Source organism: Aestuariibaculum suncheonense (assembly GCF_014596935.1).
GTDB lineage: Bacteria > Bacteroidota > Bacteroidia > Flavobacteriales > Flavobacteriaceae > Aestuariibaculum > Aestuariibaculum suncheonense.
This window is the reverse complement of sequence record NZ_JACVXC010000002.1, coordinates 178,782-196,061: the sequence shown is the minus strand read 5'-3', so window position 1 is coordinate 196,061 and position 17,280 is coordinate 178,782. Positions and strand designations below refer to the sequence as shown.

The following is a 17,280-nucleotide window of genomic DNA, read 5'->3' as shown; positions in this document are numbered from 1 at the left end:
ATTGTTAAGTCATTTAAAATTTTAATTTAAACTAAAAAAATATGAAGAATAATATATACATCATGTTCATGATTCTATTTGTTTCTCTAACGTCTTGTGAAAATCAAGAGTGGGAATTCGATAATTTTGAATATCAATCCGTGTATTTTGCTTATCAGTATCCGGTAAGAACATTAACCTTAGGAGAGGATGTTTTTGATACGACTCTTGATAATGAATACAAAAGTAGGATATTGGCTACTTTGGGAGGTGTTTATGATAATAGTAAAGAAGTTTCAATAGATTTTTCGGTAGATAATACTTTAGTTTCAGGACTTTTATTTGAACAAGGGGGTACTTTAATTGAACCAATGCCTGAAAATTATTACACATTGGCTTCAAACAAAATGATTATTCCTAAGGGAGAGATTGTAGGAGGGGTTGAAGTTCAGTTTACTGAAGCTTTTTTTCAAGATCCATTGGCTATTCAAAAGAAGTATGTAATCCCTATTCGTATGAATAGTGTTGTAAATGCAGATTCTATTTTATCAGGAGAAGCTTTGGTTTCTAATCCGAGAAGAGGTGTTAGTGAAGACTGGAGTGTTCAACCTAAAGACTTTGTGTTTTATGCCGTTAACTATGTCAACCCGTGGCACGGATTTTATTTAAGAAGAGGTGAGGATATTATTGTTGGTAAAAATGGAAATACAGCCTTAGACCAAACTATTGTAAGACATGAGCAGTATGTTGAATACGATGAGGTTTTCGGTGTAAATACCAAATCGCTATCGAAGTGTGATTTTCAAGTAGTATTTAAAGATGCCCAAGGGGTTAATGTTTATTGCGATCTAATCTTAACTTTTGATGAGGAAGGTAACTGTTCAGTTTCTACAGAATCAACTGATTTCACGGCTTCTGGAAACGGTAAGTTTATTAAAGATGGAGAAAAGAATAGTTGGGGTAATAAAGATCGTGATGCTCTTTATTTAAACTATGAAATAGATTTAAGTGAAATGCATGTTACAACTTCTGATACGTTGGTGATGAGAAATAGAGGTGTTAATCTTGAAACATTTTCGCCAGTTGCTCAGTAATTCGAGACCAAACTAAATTTAAGATATTATGAAAAACATATTTAAAATAGGGTTATGCACCATAAGCGCATGTATTGCCTTTTCTTGTGCCGATACAGATAGGCTGGAATTTGAAGTTGAAAAACCGGAAAGCATAGCCAATCAAGAACTATTAAATAGTTATTTAGATTTAAAGGATTATGTAAATAGAGAAACTAACCCTAATTTTAAATTAGGTGCAGGTATTTCTTTATCAGATTATATAAATAGAAATGTAATTTACCGATTATCAAATAGAAATTTTGATGAATTAACGGCTGGTTATGCAATGAAGCACGGGGCTGTTGTTCAATCAGATGGAAGTTTAAATTTAGATAATGTAAATGAATTTCTAACCAGTGCTTCAGAATCTGAAGTTTCTGTTTTTGGCCATACATTAGCTTGGCATGCAAACCAAAAAGCAACTTATTTAAATAAATTAATAGCCCCGGATACTTTGTCATCAACAGGTCCAGGTTGGGATACTATAACAGCCGCTGATTTTGAATCAGATAACACATCAAATTATGAGGCTAACGCAGCTGTAACAGTTTCGTTTACGGCAGATGGAGAAGGGGCAAATGGTTCAGGTAGAGCTTTAAAAGTAACAAATGCTGAAGTTCGCGCCAATGATTGGAATGCTCAGTTTTTCTTAAAATTTTCACCAGTAGTACAGGTCGGTGAAAAATACACATTAACCATGGATGTGCGTTCAGATGTTAATGCAACTTATTCTACACAAGCACATGTTACACCTGGAGCTTACAAACATTGGGATTTTTTTGGGCAAATTCCTTCAACCCCAACATGGTCAACTTATACTAGGGAAATTGTTGTTTCTGAATCACAGGCTACTTGCGGTGCTATTGCTTTTAATTTAGGGTTGACTGCAACGACCTATTATTTTGATAATATAAGATTAACAAAATATAATGAGACTGGAAGTGTACAATTAGAAGATAAAACACCTGAGAAAAAACAGGAAATAATTGGAGCAGCTCTTGAAGATTGGATATCTCAAATGGTAACCAACTGTGCACCGTATGTGAAAGCATGGGATGTGGTCAATGAACCCATGGATGATGGTAATCCTTATGAATTAAAAACAGGGGTAGGCAAAACAAATCTGGCATCCGATGAATTTTATTGGCAAGACTATTTAGGTAAAGATTATGCTGTTGAAGCTTTTAAATTAGCCAGACAATATGGGAATCCAGATGATAAACTGTTTATAAATGACTATAATTTAGAATATAGTATTGATAAATGTAAAGGAATCATAGAATACGTTAAGTACATAGAATCTCAGGGACAACAGGTAGATGGAATTGGTACTCAAATGCACATTAGTATTAATTCTAATAAAGAAAATATAGCTACCATGTTTCAACTATTGGCAGAGACTGGTAAGTTGATAAAAGTATCTGAGTTAGATGTAAGAGTGTTTGTAGAAGAACCTACCGAAGAAATACTGCAGCAACAGGCAGATATGTATAAATATGTTGTAGAAATGTATGAGCAGTATATTCCGGTTAATCAACGTTATGGTATTACCGTTTGGGGTTTAATTGATAGCCCTGAAAATGCGAGTTGGTTACCAGGAGAACATCAAGGTTTATGGACTTTAGATTATACTCGTAAGCCGGCATACACCGGATTTGCAGATGGCTTGGAACAATTATAATTTATTAAAGGAATTTGATGAATAAATTATATCTGTTTGCATTTTTTATTATGATGTTTAACTGCTCCAATGATGAAGCAGAGAAAGTTACAATCCAAGAACCAAAACCGGAAGAAGAAATAGTTGATGAGGTTATTGTTAGACCGCTATCAACACCAAAGTTAACCGTTGATGGACGTTATTTAAAAGACCCATGCAATAATAATGTGTTATTGCATGGAGTCGCTATAACTCCAAGTCCATGGTTTAATGGAGGAGCCGTTGGTGAGTGGAGATGGAATAACTATGATGTTGATGCTTGTTTGGCATATAATAAAGGAGTTATAAATAAACTCACCAATACAGATGAAGGTTGGTATCTTAATTATATCCGGCTTCATATAGATCCGTATTGGACCAATAATATTGGGGTTTCTACGGAAGGAGAACACGATATCTCACAGTTTAATTATGAACGTTTTAAAACAGCTATCGATAACGTAATTGTACCTCTCATAAAACATGCCAAATCAAGGGGAATGTATGTGATTTTAAGACCTCCGGGTGTTTGTCCTAGAGATTTAGCGGTTGGAGATGCGTATTATGAATATTTAATCAAAATTTGGGATTATTTATCCTTGCATTCTGATTTGAAAAATGTTGATAATGTCATGTTTGAATTGGCTAATGAGCCAATTACCATAAAGGGAACTAATGGAGAATTCGGAAGCAATACACAAGCTCATTTTGATGCATTAAAGTTGTTCTTTCAACCCATGGTTAATTTAATTCGAGAAAACGGATCAAATAATATCATTTGGGTTCCCGGCTCTGGTTATCAATCACATTATAAAGGATATGTTAATAATCCTATAGAAGGTAACAATATAGGTTACGCTGTTCATATTTATCCAGGGTATTGGGGGCGGGATAACAACAACCCGGAAATTTTTAAAGCAAATTGGAATGAAAACATTAAACCAGTTGCAGACATGGCTCCGATAGCGATTACTGAAATTGACTGGGGACCTGAGCAATATGCTGTTTGGGGTAAAGGAGGAGTCACTGGAGTTGCCGGTGGCTGGGGCTTTGGAGTAAATTTTAAAGCTTTAGCCGATGAGTCAGGAAATGTGAGTTGGAATTTATTAGCACCTGAAAACTTAATAGATAAAGGAGCGCTTAATGGCGGAATAGCATATGATAGCGACCCTGAAGCATGTGCCTTCCCAGTATTTACTTGGTTTAAGGAATATGCAAGAGCATTTAAAATATGCGAAAATTAAAATAACAAATTAATATATCACATATAGAAAATACCTTTCTATATGTGATATATTCTTATTAAATTCCTATCCTTTTTTAATCTTGTTGTAAATTATTTTTTTAGCATTGTATATAGCTTCTGCATACTAAAAAATGATAAAAACGTATTAATTATTAAAATAATTAAATGAAAACAAAAATTATAATTATTGGCCTTTTATTTTCAATGAATGTTTTTGGCCAAAATGTTTTAAAATTAAAGTCAGATACTACCAAAATAAAGATTAGTAAGGAAATTTATGGTCATTTTTCAGAGCATTTGGGCACTTGTATTTATGAGGGGATTTATGTAGGAGAGGATTCAGAAATCCCGAATATTAAAGGCTATAGAAAAGATGTTGTAGAAGCTATTAAAGAATTAAAAGTTCCGGTATTGCGATGGCCGGGAGGGTGTTTTGCAGATACTTATCATTGGAAAGATGGTATTGGCCCAAAGGAGAATAGACCCTCTATTGTAAACGTGTTTTGGGGAGGTGTAACAGAAGATAATAGTTTTGGAACACATGAATTTTTAGATTTTTGCGAATTAGTAGGTATTGAACCTTATTTAAGTATAAATGTGGGTACAGGTACTGTAAAGGAAGCTGTTGAGTGGGTAGAATATGTTACTTCTAGTAATAAAAGCCCAATGACAGATTTGCGAAAAAAGAATGGAAGAGATAAACCTTGGAATGTTAAGTTTTGGGGTATAGGAAATGAAAATTGGGGCTGCGGAGGAGAAATGGCACCAGATTATTATGCTAATCTGTACAGAAACTATTCGGCCTATATAAAAGGAGAAGATTTTCAAAAGGTCATATGTGGACCATCTGGTGATGATACCCAATGGACAGAAACAATACTAAAAGGTTTAGATGGTAAAAATCACCTTGCTCAAGGTATGTCGATGCATTATTATACACTTCCTACCAATGATTGGGAGGGGAGTAAAGGTTCATCAATTGATTTTGGTGAAGAGATGTGGTTTTCAACAATCTTTAATACTATGAAGATTGAGGATATCATCAAAGAACACCTCACCGTTATGGATAAATATGATCCTAGAGGCGATATTAAACTTATAGTTGATGAATGGGGGACATGGTACGATAAATTACCAGGAACCAAGGAAGGGTTTCTGCAACAGCAGAATACTGTTAGAGATGCTTTGGTAGCAGGTATTAATCTTAATATTTTCAATAATTATGCAGATCGTATAAGTATGGCAAACATTGCACAGATTGTTAATGTTTTACAGTCTGTTATTCTAACTAAAGAATCTGAAATGGTTAAAACGCCAACCTATCATGTGTTTAAAATGTATAACGTACATCAAGATGCTAATCTTGTTCCAATTAGCCTTGAAACCGAAGGTTATATTTATAAAGATAAATCCATCCCTGCTTTAACAGCATCAGCGTCAGAAAAAGAGGGAATAACTAGCATAACAATAACAAATGCAAATCCAAATAAGGCACTAGAAATAGATTGTGTCTTTGGAGCAAATTCCAAACTTCTAGGAAGTAAAATAGTTACCGGTGAGGAAATTACCGACTATAATGATTTTGGAAAAAATGAAAAGGTAACGACTTCTGAATTTTCAGTAGGTAATATTAAAAAAGGAATTTTAAAACTAGAAATACCAGCACATTCGGTAGTTTTAATCCAACTACAAGAAAAATAATTAAATATATAGGTGATTAAAGTGGTTTTATCAAATTCGATAAGGATTAATCATTTCCTTTAATTCAAAGGTTAATAGTGTAAGTAGTTTAGTTTGTTTAATTAAATTTCTTATAACAACAAGTGTCTAATTTTAAACTAGGTTTGGAAAACCTCCATTAATCTCTTCTTTAAAAAAATAAACTCCATCATTTAATTTTTTAAAGAAGAGAATTTTAATTTATGAAAGAAGAATGTAAATGAGGATTGTTAAAAGAATAAGCATTGCTCCTGATACTTTTACATATTCCCATGATTCTTCTTCCTTTATTTCTTGCTCCTGAATGTTTTTATTTTCTTCTGAAGAATATAAAATAGAGATTGTAAACATAATTATGAAATTTAATACAAACTCAATACCCCACAGGTGGACAAAATGAATGTCAATTTTTAGTATGAATGTGGTTAAAATGTAAAATATAAATCCAAAGAAAAGACCAACTTTAGCGGCTAATGTATTTATTTTTTTAAAAAATATCCCGGCAATAATTATTGAGGAAATGGGAATAAAAAAGATGCCGTTTAATTGTTGTAATAATTGATATAATCCTTCTGGAGCATAGGCTACAAGTGGAGCTACAGTGATAGCAATAAGAGCTAAAATAACAGACGATAGCTTCCCGTACTGAACTAACTTCTGGTCATTTGCATTTTTATTGATCAACTTTTTGTAAATGTCAAGACAAAAAATTGTACTAGCAGAGTTTAGTACACTATTAAAGGTGCTCAATACCGCTCCTAAAATAACTGCTGCAAAAAAGCCATAAAGATATGAGGGTAAAACCTTTTTTACTAGAAGTGGATAAATTAAATCTGGCTTGTCATAATACTCATCCTGAAAATAGTAGTAGCAGATTAAACCCGGTAATACAATAATAGCTGGTACAAATAATTTTAATACACCTGTGTATATAAGACCTTTTTGAGCCTCCACTAAGTTTTTGGCACCGAAAGCTCTTTGGATAATAGCCTGATTCATTCCCCAAAAATATAACTGATTAATCATTAACCCTGTGAATAATACTGAGAATGGGAGGGTAGAATCAGGTTTTCCAATAATATCAAATTTTTCTGGAGCGAAATGATATACTTTACTAATTCCATTGAAAATATGTCCATCCCCAATTTGATATAGGGCAATTAACGGAATTAACATCCCTCCCAATAACAGTCCTATTCCATTTAAGGAGTCTGAATATGCGACAGCTTTCAATCCACCAAATATGGCATATAAAGACCCTATTATCCCTATAACTAAAACGGTATAGATTAACGAGGTTTCTTTAGGGATTTGAAACATATTTGAAAAATCAAAAACACTTTCAATATTAATGGCACCAGAATATAAAACTATTGGTAACAGGGTTATTACAAAGGAAGACATCAATAAAAATGCGACTATTGATCGAATAGAACCATCAAACCTTTTTTCTAAAAACTCAGGAATAGTTGATAGTCCCATTTTGATAAACTTTGGAATAAAATAAATAGCGGCAATTACCAAAGCTATAGCAGAGGTAACTTCCCAGGCTATGACTATGATGCCGTTTTTATAGGAGTTTCCATTCATGCCTATCAAATGTTCTGTTGATATGTTGGTGAGAATCATGGATCCTGCTATTATAGGACCTGTTAAACTTTTACCTGCTAAAAAATACCCTTTCGCGGTTGTTAATTTTTGTTTTCTTAACTTGTATGTAGTATAAAAAATCACGAATAGGGTGAAGCCAAAAAAGCCCAGGTAAGTGTAAAACATAATAAGGGAGTTTAGTTAGTTTGTTGTAAAGTGTAATTAAAATTTGATTATTTCTGGAAGGTATTTTTTAACTAATTCCTCATAATAAGGTTTTAATTTCTTTACATCTGGTTTAATAGGTGCTTTGGTATATAAATCGTAAGGGTTGAATGTTTTCACCCATTCAAACATTTCAATATCTTTTTTATTCATTAAATGGGCATAAGCATTTTCGCGATGCTGCGCATAAAATGAATGATAGCGGATAATGTAAAGAGCAGGTTCTGGCAAGTAATCCTTCATAATTTGATATAGGTATTCATCGTGTCCCCAACTCATTTTCACATGCTCTAACCCACAGTTAGGTTGATAAATACCATACTTTGTATTGTATTTTTCGTTTGATGAATCCGGATTGGCCTCAAAAAAATCAGGATAAACAATTTTATCGGAAAACTTGCATCCTACAGGAAAAGTGTCTCCCACAACAGCCCATTGTGGCTCATCGAATAGGCATAAAACCTTGCCAACATCATGAAGAAATCCGGTAAGTACGAACCAATCGGGATGACCATCTGCTCGAATGGCCTCCGATGTTTGTAAGAGATGTTGTAATTGGTCTAAGTCAATATCTGGATCACTGTCATCGACCAAGGTATTCAGGAAATCTACGGCATCCCAAAGAGACATTTCTTTTCTGTTAAATTGAAGGAATTCATCTTCTTTTTTACAAACAAAATCATAAGTTTGGAATTGGTGATTTAATCTGTAAAACTCCCTAACGGTGTCTTGTCTTTCTGAATCTACATAGTTTCTAAATTCACTTTTTTCCTTTTTAGGAAGTTCAGGATCAGGATAGCGTTCCATTAAATTATCTTCCCAATCATCTATATTCTGCATTGGGTTTGTCTTGTTTTTGTTAGTTGAATTTTCCATATTAATGTATTAATCTAGGTTTAATGATTTTTTAATCCCAAGCTCTAATTCTCTTAGTTCGGCCAGACCTCTCAATCTTCCAATAGCAGAGTATCCTGGATTTGTTTTTTTGTTTAAATCGTCAAGCATTTGGTGTCCATGGTCTGGACGCATTGGTATAATAGCATCAGAATAATTGCTTTTAAATCGTCTTCTTTCTTCCAAAATAATTTCTTTTATCACAGAAAACATATTTACATCACCCTCTAAATGATTGGCTTCATGAAAATTTCCTTCTTTATCACGTTCGGTGCTTCGTAAGTGTATGAAGTGGATTCTATTAGCGAATCTTTTTACCATTTTTATTAGATGATTTTGTTCAATAACACCTAGTGATCCAGTGCAAAATGTTAAGCCATTGTTTCGGCTGGGAACTTGATTAAAAATAAAGTCCAAATCTTTTTCTGTACTTACAATTCGAGGTAGTCCTAAAATAGAATAAGGTGGATCATCGGGATGAATACACATGAGCACGTTGTTCTTTTCTGCAACGGGAATAATGTCTTTTAAAAAAGAAACCAAATTAGATTTTAGTTTTTTAGAATCTATGTTTTTGTAGCTTTTTAAGGTTTCTTTAAACTGTTCTAATGTATATCCTCCTTCAGCGCCAGGTAAACCAGCTATAATGTTTTTTGTTAGATTTTCTTTTTCGGTATTAGTAAGTGAATTAAAATAAAGTTGAGCTTTATTTACTTGATTTTTACTATAATGTTTGTGAGCCTCAGGTCGCTTTAATAAGAATAGTTCAAAAGCGGCAAAAGCAGTAAACTCAAAGCGAAGTGCTTTAGAACCATCTTTTAAAATGAATCCCAAATCTGTTCTTGTCCAGTCTAAAATTGGCATAAAATTGTAGCATACAATATGAATTCCGCAACTTGCTAAATTTTCGATACTGGTTTTGTAATTGTCTATATACTTCAGGAAATTTCCTGAACGTGTTTTTATGTCTTCATGTACAGGAATACTTTCTACAACACTCCATATTAACGCTGCATTTTCAATGAGTTTTTTTCGATTATTTATTTCATTAATCGTCCAAACTTCGCCATTTGGGATATGATGCAGAGCAGAAACAATTCCTGTTGCTCCAGCTTGTTTTATATCTGATAAAGATACCGGGTCTTGAGGGCCGTACCAACGCCATGTTTGTTCCATATTAATATTTATTATTGGCCATTAAAACTTAAAGCAATACTTTCCCTTTTGTTGATAGAGTATGCAACTTTAATAATAGTTTTTAATAGCTACTTAATGCCTTATTTTACTCATGTCTAAAATTATTTAGTTCAAGCGCAGTCTTTCAAAATTATATATAGATAAATAGGTTTTAATGGACTAATAATTCAAATACATGGATGAAATATTCAATAAGATTTTGTGGTTATTTACTGTCTTTTAGGAGTTTGGCTTGTGATTGGTATGGAAGGGAAATATTTAGTTCTCCATGTTTTTGAATAAAATATCCATTTGTTAAAACTACAACCCTGCTAATTTTACCAAGAATTAGTCAGATAAATTCTGAAATAATAATATTAACCAAACTAATTAATATGAAAAAACTTAGATTATTAGTAATAGCAATTTTGCTATGTTTTTCATCAATTTCATGGGCTCAAGATACCGTTTCGGGTGTTGTTAAGGATCCTAATGAGGTTCCTATACCAGGAGCTAACATTATTATAAAGGGAACACGAAGCGGAGGTTCCACTGATTTTGATGGTAATTATTCCATTAATGCAAATGTTGGAGATGTCCTTGTGTTCTCTTATGTAGGTTACCAAACTTTAGAAGTAGCTTACAAAGGAGGGGGAACATTGGATGTTGTTATGCAAGAAGATTTAGCAAAACTAGACGAGGTAGTGGTTGTTGGTTACGGAACTACTAAAAGGAGTGACCTAACAGGATCGGTAGCTTCTATGGATGCAAAACAATTAGAGCAAACCAATAAAGTAGATGCTGTTTCTGCTTTACAAGGCCAGGCTGCTGGTGTTGTTATACAACGTACAGATAATAAGCCGGGTTCGGGTGGATTTAATATTCGTATTCGTGGCGCTAGTACAATTAACAATAATCAAACTGCAGATCAAGGTGGTTTTACACCAGGGCAAAACCCATTGTTCATAGTTGATGGTATTTTTGTGGACGATATTTCCTTTTTGAACCCAGCAGATATAGAGCGTATGGATGTTCTTAAAGATGCTTCTGCTACAGCTATTTATGGTTCTAGAGGTAGTAATGGTGTTGTAATAGTTGAAACAAAAAGAGGTAAAAAGGGAAAACTTAGAGTAAATTACTCTAATTATGTTGGTTTCAAAGAAGCTTATAATTTACCTTCAATACAAGATGGTTCTGGATATGTTGAGTATTTAAAGGATGTTGTTGTTGGTAATCAATTTGCTTCTGGAAATTTAAATTACAGAAGAGATGATGTGGTGTTATCTGATTATTTAGATGGACAAGAGTTACAAAATGTAGCTGATGGTGTAAGTACCGATTGGGTAGATTTAATGTTGGTAAAGGGATTTCAAACTAATCATTCACTTAATTTAAGTGGAGGTAATGATAATACTAAGTATTCAACTGGTATGGCCTATACCGAAGATAATGGAACTTTAGAGGGTGAAGATTATACGAGATTTAACATAAGAGGTAGTGTTAGTAGCGATCTTACAGATTGGTTAAACTTAAGTGTTAATAATTATGTGACTCACGCTATCCAAAACACAGGAAGTTGGGAAGGTTTTAGAAGTGCCTACAGGCTTAAACCAATAGGAAGACCTTATAATGATGATGGTACTCTAAGGTTCTTTCCTACAGATAAAGAAACTCAAATAACAAATCCACTGTTTGAAGCTGACAATGAGTTTAAAGAAACTAAGTTTCTTCAATATATTGGTGATATAGCATTGCAAATTCAACCAGCAAAAGGTTTGATGTTAACTACTAAGTTTTCTCCTAATTTAAAATATACAAGATATGGTGAATACCGAGGGTTGTATTCTAAGAGTGTAACTGGGAATCCATCAAACAGAAGAGCACAGGTAAATAATTTTAATTATTTCTCATATTCATGGGATAATATCATCAACTATAAATTTACTAAAGATGTCCATAATTTGGAATTTACGGGTGTGATTTCAAGATTTATGGAACGTTCAGAGGGCTACTATAATCAAGTTAGAAACTTTACAACAGATGAGTTTAAATTCTATAACCTAGGAGCAGGTTTAGATATTAGAGAAGTAAACAGTTCTTTTTCTAAACAACAGTTAGAATCTTACACAGCTAGAGTAAATTATGCATTGATGAATAAATACTTGTTTACGTTTACAGGTAGATATGATGGAGCTTCTATTTTGGCTAAAGGAAATAAATGGGCATTTTTTCCATCTGCAGCCTTTGCCTGGAAAGTAATTGATGAAGATTTTATGAAATCCCAAGATTTCATTTCTAACGCTAAGATTCGTTTAAGTTATGGTAAGACGGGTAACAATGGTCAAGGTGGAGGATTAGGCCCATTGCAATCGCAATCGTTTTTAGGAAGTAGTGCTACAAATTGGGGAGACACACCAATGTCAACTTTATACATAACAAACTTAACAAATCCTGATTTAAAGTGGGAAAAAACTAGTGAGGTGAATGTTGGTTTAGATTATGGATTCTTAAACAATAGAATAAATGGTTCTATTGATGTTTACAACAGACAAAACACAGATATTATCTTTTATAAATCATTGCCAAATGTTACAGGTTTCCCTGGAATTTATGATAACATTGGAGCTTCAACGAATAAAGGTGTTGAAGTTGCTTTGAATACTGTGAATGTTGATAATGGCAGTTTTAAATGGACTACCAATTTTAACTTTGCATCAAACAAAAATACCATTGATGAATTAAACGGTAGTGACATCTATTACAATATTTCTGGTACAAATTACATCCATAGAGTAGGAGAGCCTGTTGGAGCTATTTACGATTATGTATTTGATGGTGTATGGCAATTAGATGAAGCTACGGAAGCTGATGGTTATGGACAAACACCAGGTCAAGTAAGAGTTAAGGACTTAAATGGGGATGGACAAATAACACCAGACGCAGATAGAAAAGTTATTGGTCAAGCTGCTCCAAAATGGACAGGAGGTGTCACGAGTACCATGAATTATAAAAATTTCGATTTCACATTCTTCATCAGTACTAGTCAAGGTAATACAGTAAGTAGTAATTTCCATAACAACTTATCGTTCCCTTATGATGGTGATCCATCAAGACTGTTCAATGGTTATAAAATTGGATATTGGACACCTGAAAATGCAACTAATGAATGGTATCAACCAGGCAATGGAGGGCAATACCAACACACCATGAAATATAAAGATGTGTCATTTACAAAAGTAGGTTTTGTAACATTAGGTTACAGTCTGCCTTCTTCATTACTAGATAAGTTAAAAATTGAAGGATTAAGAATTTACACAACGGTTCAAAATCCATTCATATTTACAAAATATGATGGTTGGGATCCAGAGAGTGCGGGTAGAAACTCATGGGGAGCTTCTTATTTATCTCGTACTTATATGGCAGGTATTAGTTTAAACTTTTAATTGTTAGAAAATAAAAAATAGAAAATATGAAATATTTTAATCATAAAATAACAATAGGATTACTTGCAGCAGGCTCATTGTTTACTAGTTGTGATAGCTATTTAGAAGAGGAGAATAACTCTTCGATTTCTATCGAGACTGCGAGTTCAGACCCTCAAACTTTTACTCAGTTAGTTGCTACAGTATATGAAAGGTCTAGGGAAACGACTACACGTTATACTCCTGATATGTATTATCTTCTTGAAGATTTAGGAACAGATATTATTACTCGTGGAGGAGCTGTTCAAGGAACAGATGACCTTAATGACTACGTAAACTTAAACTCATTCAATTGGCCAATTAGTGTTTATTGGAGCAACCAATACAGTATTATATCGGCAGCCAACACAGCGATAGATAATGCAGATGTTATTCTTGGAGTTACAGATGCAGAAAAAGTACTAGGTGTTGGGGAGGCTAAGTTTTTTAGAGCTTGGGCTTATTTTAAATTAGTTGAAAATTACGGAGGTGTACCCCTAGTACTTAATCAGGTTACTACCGCAGAGACGAACTATACTCGTGATACAGAGGAAGCAGTTTACCAACAAATTGTTTCCGATTTACAAGATGCTCTAACGGCCGTTCCACAAAGTCCATCAAAGTATGGCCGAGTGTCTAAGGATGCGGTTAGACATTTGTTATCTAAAGTACTTTTAACAAGAGGTTATAAGTCTTTTGGTGCGCAACAAGATTTTACTGAAGCTGCCTCTTTAGCTGACGCTGTTATTTCGAACCATGCATTAGTATCATCTTTTTCGCAGTTAGTGAGTATTGATAATCAGAGGAACTCTGAAGTAATATTCTCTTATTTGTTTGGAACAAATCCTGTAAGCAGAGGGTGGGGTAACTCAAGGCATATGAAATACAAATTCAGTTTTTACGATTACCCGGGAATGTTAAAAACAGTTCAGCAATTAGGGCCAATGCCTACACCTTTTTATTATTCACTTTTTGCTGAGAATGATGAAAGAGCGGAATCTACTTTTACTCGAGTTATTTATGCAGACGAAGATTATACAGCAACAGTAAACGGAAGCACTGTTAATGTTGTTGCAGGTGATACGGCTATCTACTTTCCTAAAGTAGTATGGTCACAGACAGAGATTAGCTCTAAGCCATATAAGGTAATTAACCCAGGAACCTATTTCCAAAGTGATGGGGTTACTGCAGTACATTATCCAATGTTCACAAAATTTGATGATACAGACGCTCCTTATGCCCAGCCAGATACTCCTTCGCAAGGTGTAAGAGACATGGTAATGATGAGAAGTGGTGAAGCTTATTTAATTGCTGCTGAAGCGTATTTAGGTTCGAATGACGCAATTACTGCTGCAGCTCGTTTAACGACATTGCGTTCAAGAGCAGGTTTATTAGTTCCTGTTTTAGCAGCCGATGTTAATATTGATTTTATTTTAGATGAGAGAGCTAGAGAATTAACAGGAGAAGTTAATAGATGGATGGATTTGAAGAGAACTGGTAAGTTGGTTGAAAGAACATTATTGCATAACCCTCATGCGGCTTTAAATAATGCGCTTACCACTAAACACCTTTTAAGACCAATACCTCAAGGAGAAATTGATGTTACAGGAGGAAGTATTACTCAAAATCCTAATTATCAGTAGGATCAATGTTTAGTTTTTTTAGTTGTTAATGAAAATAGGCAGGTATTGAATAGCCTGCCTATTTTTAAAATATATTGTATGTAATAGAAGGTAAAAGCACTATATCTACTACGAATTTCCAAGTAAGCAATTTGAACATGAACTTAAATTTTATAAGAACTGATAATGTTAAAGACTATTTCTTTAATTTTTTGGTCTTGGTAATTTTTCTTCTTTTAATATGTTGTAATAGAAACATTGAAACAGACTTAAAAGAAGAACAATTTACTGATAAGGTATATCCTTTATTAGATTCAGAAAATTCAAGATGGTTCTTTTTCTCATCGGCGAGCAGACCATTCGGAATGGTAAATTTAAGTCCAGATACAGAGGTTAATGGAGCTTGGGGTAGTGGATACTGCTATAAAACAGATACAATAAAAGGATTTAGTCACATACACGCATGGCAGTTATCAGGACTTTCTTTAATGCCTGTTACAGTAGATTTAAAGAATAAAAACAACATATTTAGAGATTATTATTCAGGCTTTTCTCATGTTAAAGAGCAAATAACTCCAGGATATCATTCTGTAGAATTGGATAGATATAAAATAAAGGTAGAGTTGACAAGTACCAAACGAGTTGGTTTTCATAGGTATTGTGTTCCACAAAAAGAAGATGTGGGAGTTCTTCTTAATTTGAATACATTTTTAGGACCTTGTGAGAATACAGATGGAATATTACAGCAAGTTGGAAAAAATGAGTTGAAAGGTAAATTAGTTGCTGTCCAGACACATAGACGACCAAAACCATTACATGTGTATTTTAATATTCGTTTAAATACTCCAATATTAGAAATAAATAAAGATTATAAAACAGGTAATTATCTGATTTTATTAGAAAAAGGACATGAAGAAATCCTTTTAAAAGCTGGAATTTCATATACCTCGCATCAAAATGCAAGGAATAATATTGAGAGAGAATTACCGCATTGGAATTTTAATCAAATAATTGACGATTCTAAAAAAGAATGGAATGACTTATTAGGACGCATTGAGGTTGAAGGTGGATCAGAAAAAGACCAGCAAAGATTTTATACAGATTTATGGCATGCATTACAAGGTAGAAGAATTATTAGTGATGCTAATGGAGCCTATCCAGATAATACAAAAGAGCAGTTTAGAATTGGTCAATTACCTGTCAATGATGAGGGAGTTCCTTTGTTTAATCATTATAATTCGGATTCTTTCTGGGGAGCTCAATGGACTATAAATACACTTTGGGGGTTAGTTTACCCAGAAATAATGCATGAATTCACGGGGTCTTTAATGCAATATTATAAGGATGGCGGTATGATTCCAAGAGGACCTTCAGGAGGAAATTATACTTATGTTATGACAGGAGCATCTTCAACCCCTTTTATCGTTAGTGCAATTCAGAAAGGCATAGTTAAAGAACATATAGATTCAATTTACTTAGCATTGAAGCGTAATCATATGCCAGGTGGTATTATGGAAAAGGCCGGTTACGAGCATTTAACAAGTTTAGGTGGTGGTTTTAACTATTATTTAAAGGAAGGTTTTGTTCCATATCCTCTACCAGAAGGAGAGTTTGGGGGGCATCAAGAAGGAGCGAGTTTAACTCTAGAGTATGCCTATCAAGATTGGACTTTAGCTCAATTGGCAAAAAAAGTGGGACAAGAAGATGAATACAATTATTTTTTGAAGAGATCAAAGAACTATAAAATTTTATACGATAAACATTCAGGATGGATACGTCCAAAAAGTATAGATGGATATTGGCTGCATAATTTCGATCCATACCAGTATCAAAATGGTTTTATAGAATCTAACGGTGCACAATTTACTTGGTTTGTTCCTCATGATATGAAAGGATTAGCACGATTAATGGGAGGAAATCAAAGGGCAGTAGATAAGTTAAATACTCAGTTTATTGAAGCAGAAAAATTAGGCTTTACTTCTGGTAATTCCCATGCCGCTGAAAAACATCCAGAATACAGCAGAATTCCAGTTAATTATGGCAATCAACCCTCAATACAAACAACCTTTATTTTTCAGCAGTTGGATAGACCGGATTTAACGCAGTATTGGTCAAGAAAAGTTGTCGATCAAGTATTTTCAGGATTAGAGACCAGTACAGGATATAACGGTGATGAAGATCAGGGACTTATGGGGAGTTTGGCTGTATTAATGAAGATGGGCTTGTTTCAGATGAATGGAGGAACAGAAGAAAACCCAAGTTATCAAATAGGAAGTCCGATTTTTGATAAAGTAACCATTCACCTGAATAGTAATTATTATCCAGGAGAAACTTTTCAAATAAAAGCAAGCAACAACAGTGAAGAAAATATATATGTAAAGAAAGCATATTTGAATTCTAAGCCTTTAAGTACTTACGAAATATCTCATTCCGATATTATAAATGGAGGGGAGTTAAAACTTGAAATGTTTAATGACTAGTGTTGAAAGAAAATTTCTATAAATATCATAATACTATGCTTATGTATTCTCTAATATTTACTTGAATAGCAAAA

The 17,280-nt window shown here is 33.7% G+C and carries 10 protein-coding genes; 7 read left to right on the top strand and 3 right to left on the bottom strand.

Annotated features, from left to right (window positions below):
- Positions 1–41 precede the first annotated feature (41 nt).
- From ICJ84_RS06570 to ICJ84_RS06555, 4 genes are all read left to right on the top strand, one after another.
- Complete coding sequence (locus ICJ84_RS06570; protein ID WP_188215583.1) at positions 42–1,073, top strand: DUF5627 domain-containing protein; 1,032 nt, start codon at positions 42–44, stop codon at positions 1,071–1,073.
- A 28-nt stretch (positions 1,074–1,101) separates the two neighbouring features.
- Positions 1,102–2,775 (top strand): endo-1,4-beta-xylanase, encoded by a 1,674-nt coding sequence (locus tag ICJ84_RS06565; RefSeq protein WP_188215582.1) that lies wholly within the window; start codon positions 1,102–1,104, stop codon positions 2,773–2,775.
- Between the two features lie 17 nt (positions 2,776–2,792).
- Positions 2,793–4,037: a cellulase family glycosylhydrolase gene (locus ICJ84_RS06560; protein WP_241748713.1), complete on the top strand. Its 1,245-nt coding sequence runs from the start codon at positions 2,793–2,795 to the stop codon at positions 4,035–4,037.
- Between the two features lie 167 nt (positions 4,038–4,204).
- Positions 4,205–5,740, top strand: coding sequence for an alpha-N-arabinofuranosidase (locus tag ICJ84_RS06555; RefSeq protein ID WP_188215581.1), 1,536 nt, complete (start codon positions 4,205–4,207; stop codon positions 5,738–5,740).
- Positions 5,741–5,959: 219 nt separating this feature from the next.
- Here ICJ84_RS06555 and ICJ84_RS06550 read toward each other — a convergent pair whose 3' ends face one another.
- From ICJ84_RS06550 to uxuA, 3 genes are read right to left on the bottom strand one after another with little or no spacing between them, the layout of a single operon-like run.
- Positions 5,960–7,534: a solute:sodium symporter family transporter gene (locus tag ICJ84_RS06550; protein WP_188215580.1), complete on the bottom strand. Its 1,575-nt coding sequence runs from the start codon at positions 7,532–7,534 to the stop codon at positions 5,960–5,962.
- Positions 7,535–7,570: 36 nt separating this feature from the next.
- A complete protein-coding gene (locus ICJ84_RS06545; protein ID WP_188215579.1) occupies positions 7,571–8,449 on the bottom strand; it encodes an inositol oxygenase family protein in 879 nt (292 codons plus the stop codon).
- A 9-nt stretch (positions 8,450–8,458) separates the two neighbouring features.
- Positions 8,459–9,643 (bottom strand): mannonate dehydratase, encoded by a 1,185-nt coding sequence (uxuA, locus tag ICJ84_RS06540; protein WP_188215578.1) that lies wholly within the window; start codon positions 9,641–9,643, stop codon positions 8,459–8,461.
- Between the two features lie 395 nt (positions 9,644–10,038).
- On the opposite strand from uxuA, the gene ICJ84_RS06535 reads away from it, so the two are divergent.
- The 3 genes from ICJ84_RS06535 to ICJ84_RS06525 all read left to right on the top strand — a co-directional run bounded on the left by ICJ84_RS06535 (position 10,039) and on the right by ICJ84_RS06525 (position 17,206).
- Entirely contained in the window at positions 10,039–13,086 is a 3,048-nt protein-coding gene (locus tag ICJ84_RS06535) for a SusC/RagA family TonB-linked outer membrane protein (protein WP_188215577.1), read from the top strand.
- Between the two features lie 26 nt (positions 13,087–13,112).
- The gene (locus ICJ84_RS06530; protein WP_188215576.1) at positions 13,113–14,747 is read left to right on the top strand and encodes a RagB/SusD family nutrient uptake outer membrane protein; all 1,635 of its coding nucleotides are present in this window, start codon (positions 13,113–13,115) and stop codon (positions 14,745–14,747) included.
- A 137-nt stretch (positions 14,748–14,884) separates the two neighbouring features.
- A complete protein-coding gene (locus ICJ84_RS06525) occupies positions 14,885–17,206 on the top strand; it encodes a GH92 family glycosyl hydrolase (RefSeq protein WP_188215575.1) in 2,322 nt (773 codons plus the stop codon).
- The last annotated feature ends 74 nt before the right edge of the window (positions 17,207–17,280 follow it).

Excerpts from the sequence above, each read along its gene's own strand:
- ICJ84_RS06550 (WP_188215580.1), bottom strand. The coding sequence starts at position 7,534 with ATGTTTTACACTTACCTGGGCTTTTTTGGCTTCACCCTATTCGTGATT.
- ICJ84_RS06570 (WP_188215583.1), top strand. The coding sequence starts at position 42 with ATGAAGAATAATATATACATCATGTTCATGATTCTATTTGTTTCTCTA.
- ICJ84_RS06560 (WP_241748713.1), top strand. The coding sequence starts at position 2,793 with ATGAATAAATTATATCTGTTTGCATTTTTTATTATGATGTTTAACTGC.
- uxuA (WP_188215578.1), bottom strand. The coding sequence starts at position 9,643 with ATGGAACAAACATGGCGTTGGTACGGCCCTCAAGACCCGGTATCTTTA.
- ICJ84_RS06565 (WP_188215582.1), top strand. The coding sequence starts at position 1,102 with ATGAAAAACATATTTAAAATAGGGTTATGCACCATAAGCGCATGTATT.
- ICJ84_RS06545 (WP_188215579.1), bottom strand. The coding sequence starts at position 8,449 with ATGGAAAATTCAACTAACAAAAACAAGACAAACCCAATGCAGAATATA.
- ICJ84_RS06525 (WP_188215575.1), top strand. The coding sequence starts at position 14,885 with ATGAACTTAAATTTTATAAGAACTGATAATGTTAAAGACTATTTCTTT.
- ICJ84_RS06535 (WP_188215577.1), top strand. The coding sequence starts at position 10,039 with ATGAAAAAACTTAGATTATTAGTAATAGCAATTTTGCTATGTTTTTCA.
- ICJ84_RS06555 (WP_188215581.1), top strand. The coding sequence starts at position 4,205 with ATGAAAACAAAAATTATAATTATTGGCCTTTTATTTTCAATGAATGTT.
- ICJ84_RS06530 (WP_188215576.1), top strand. The coding sequence starts at position 13,113 with ATGAAATATTTTAATCATAAAATAACAATAGGATTACTTGCAGCAGGC.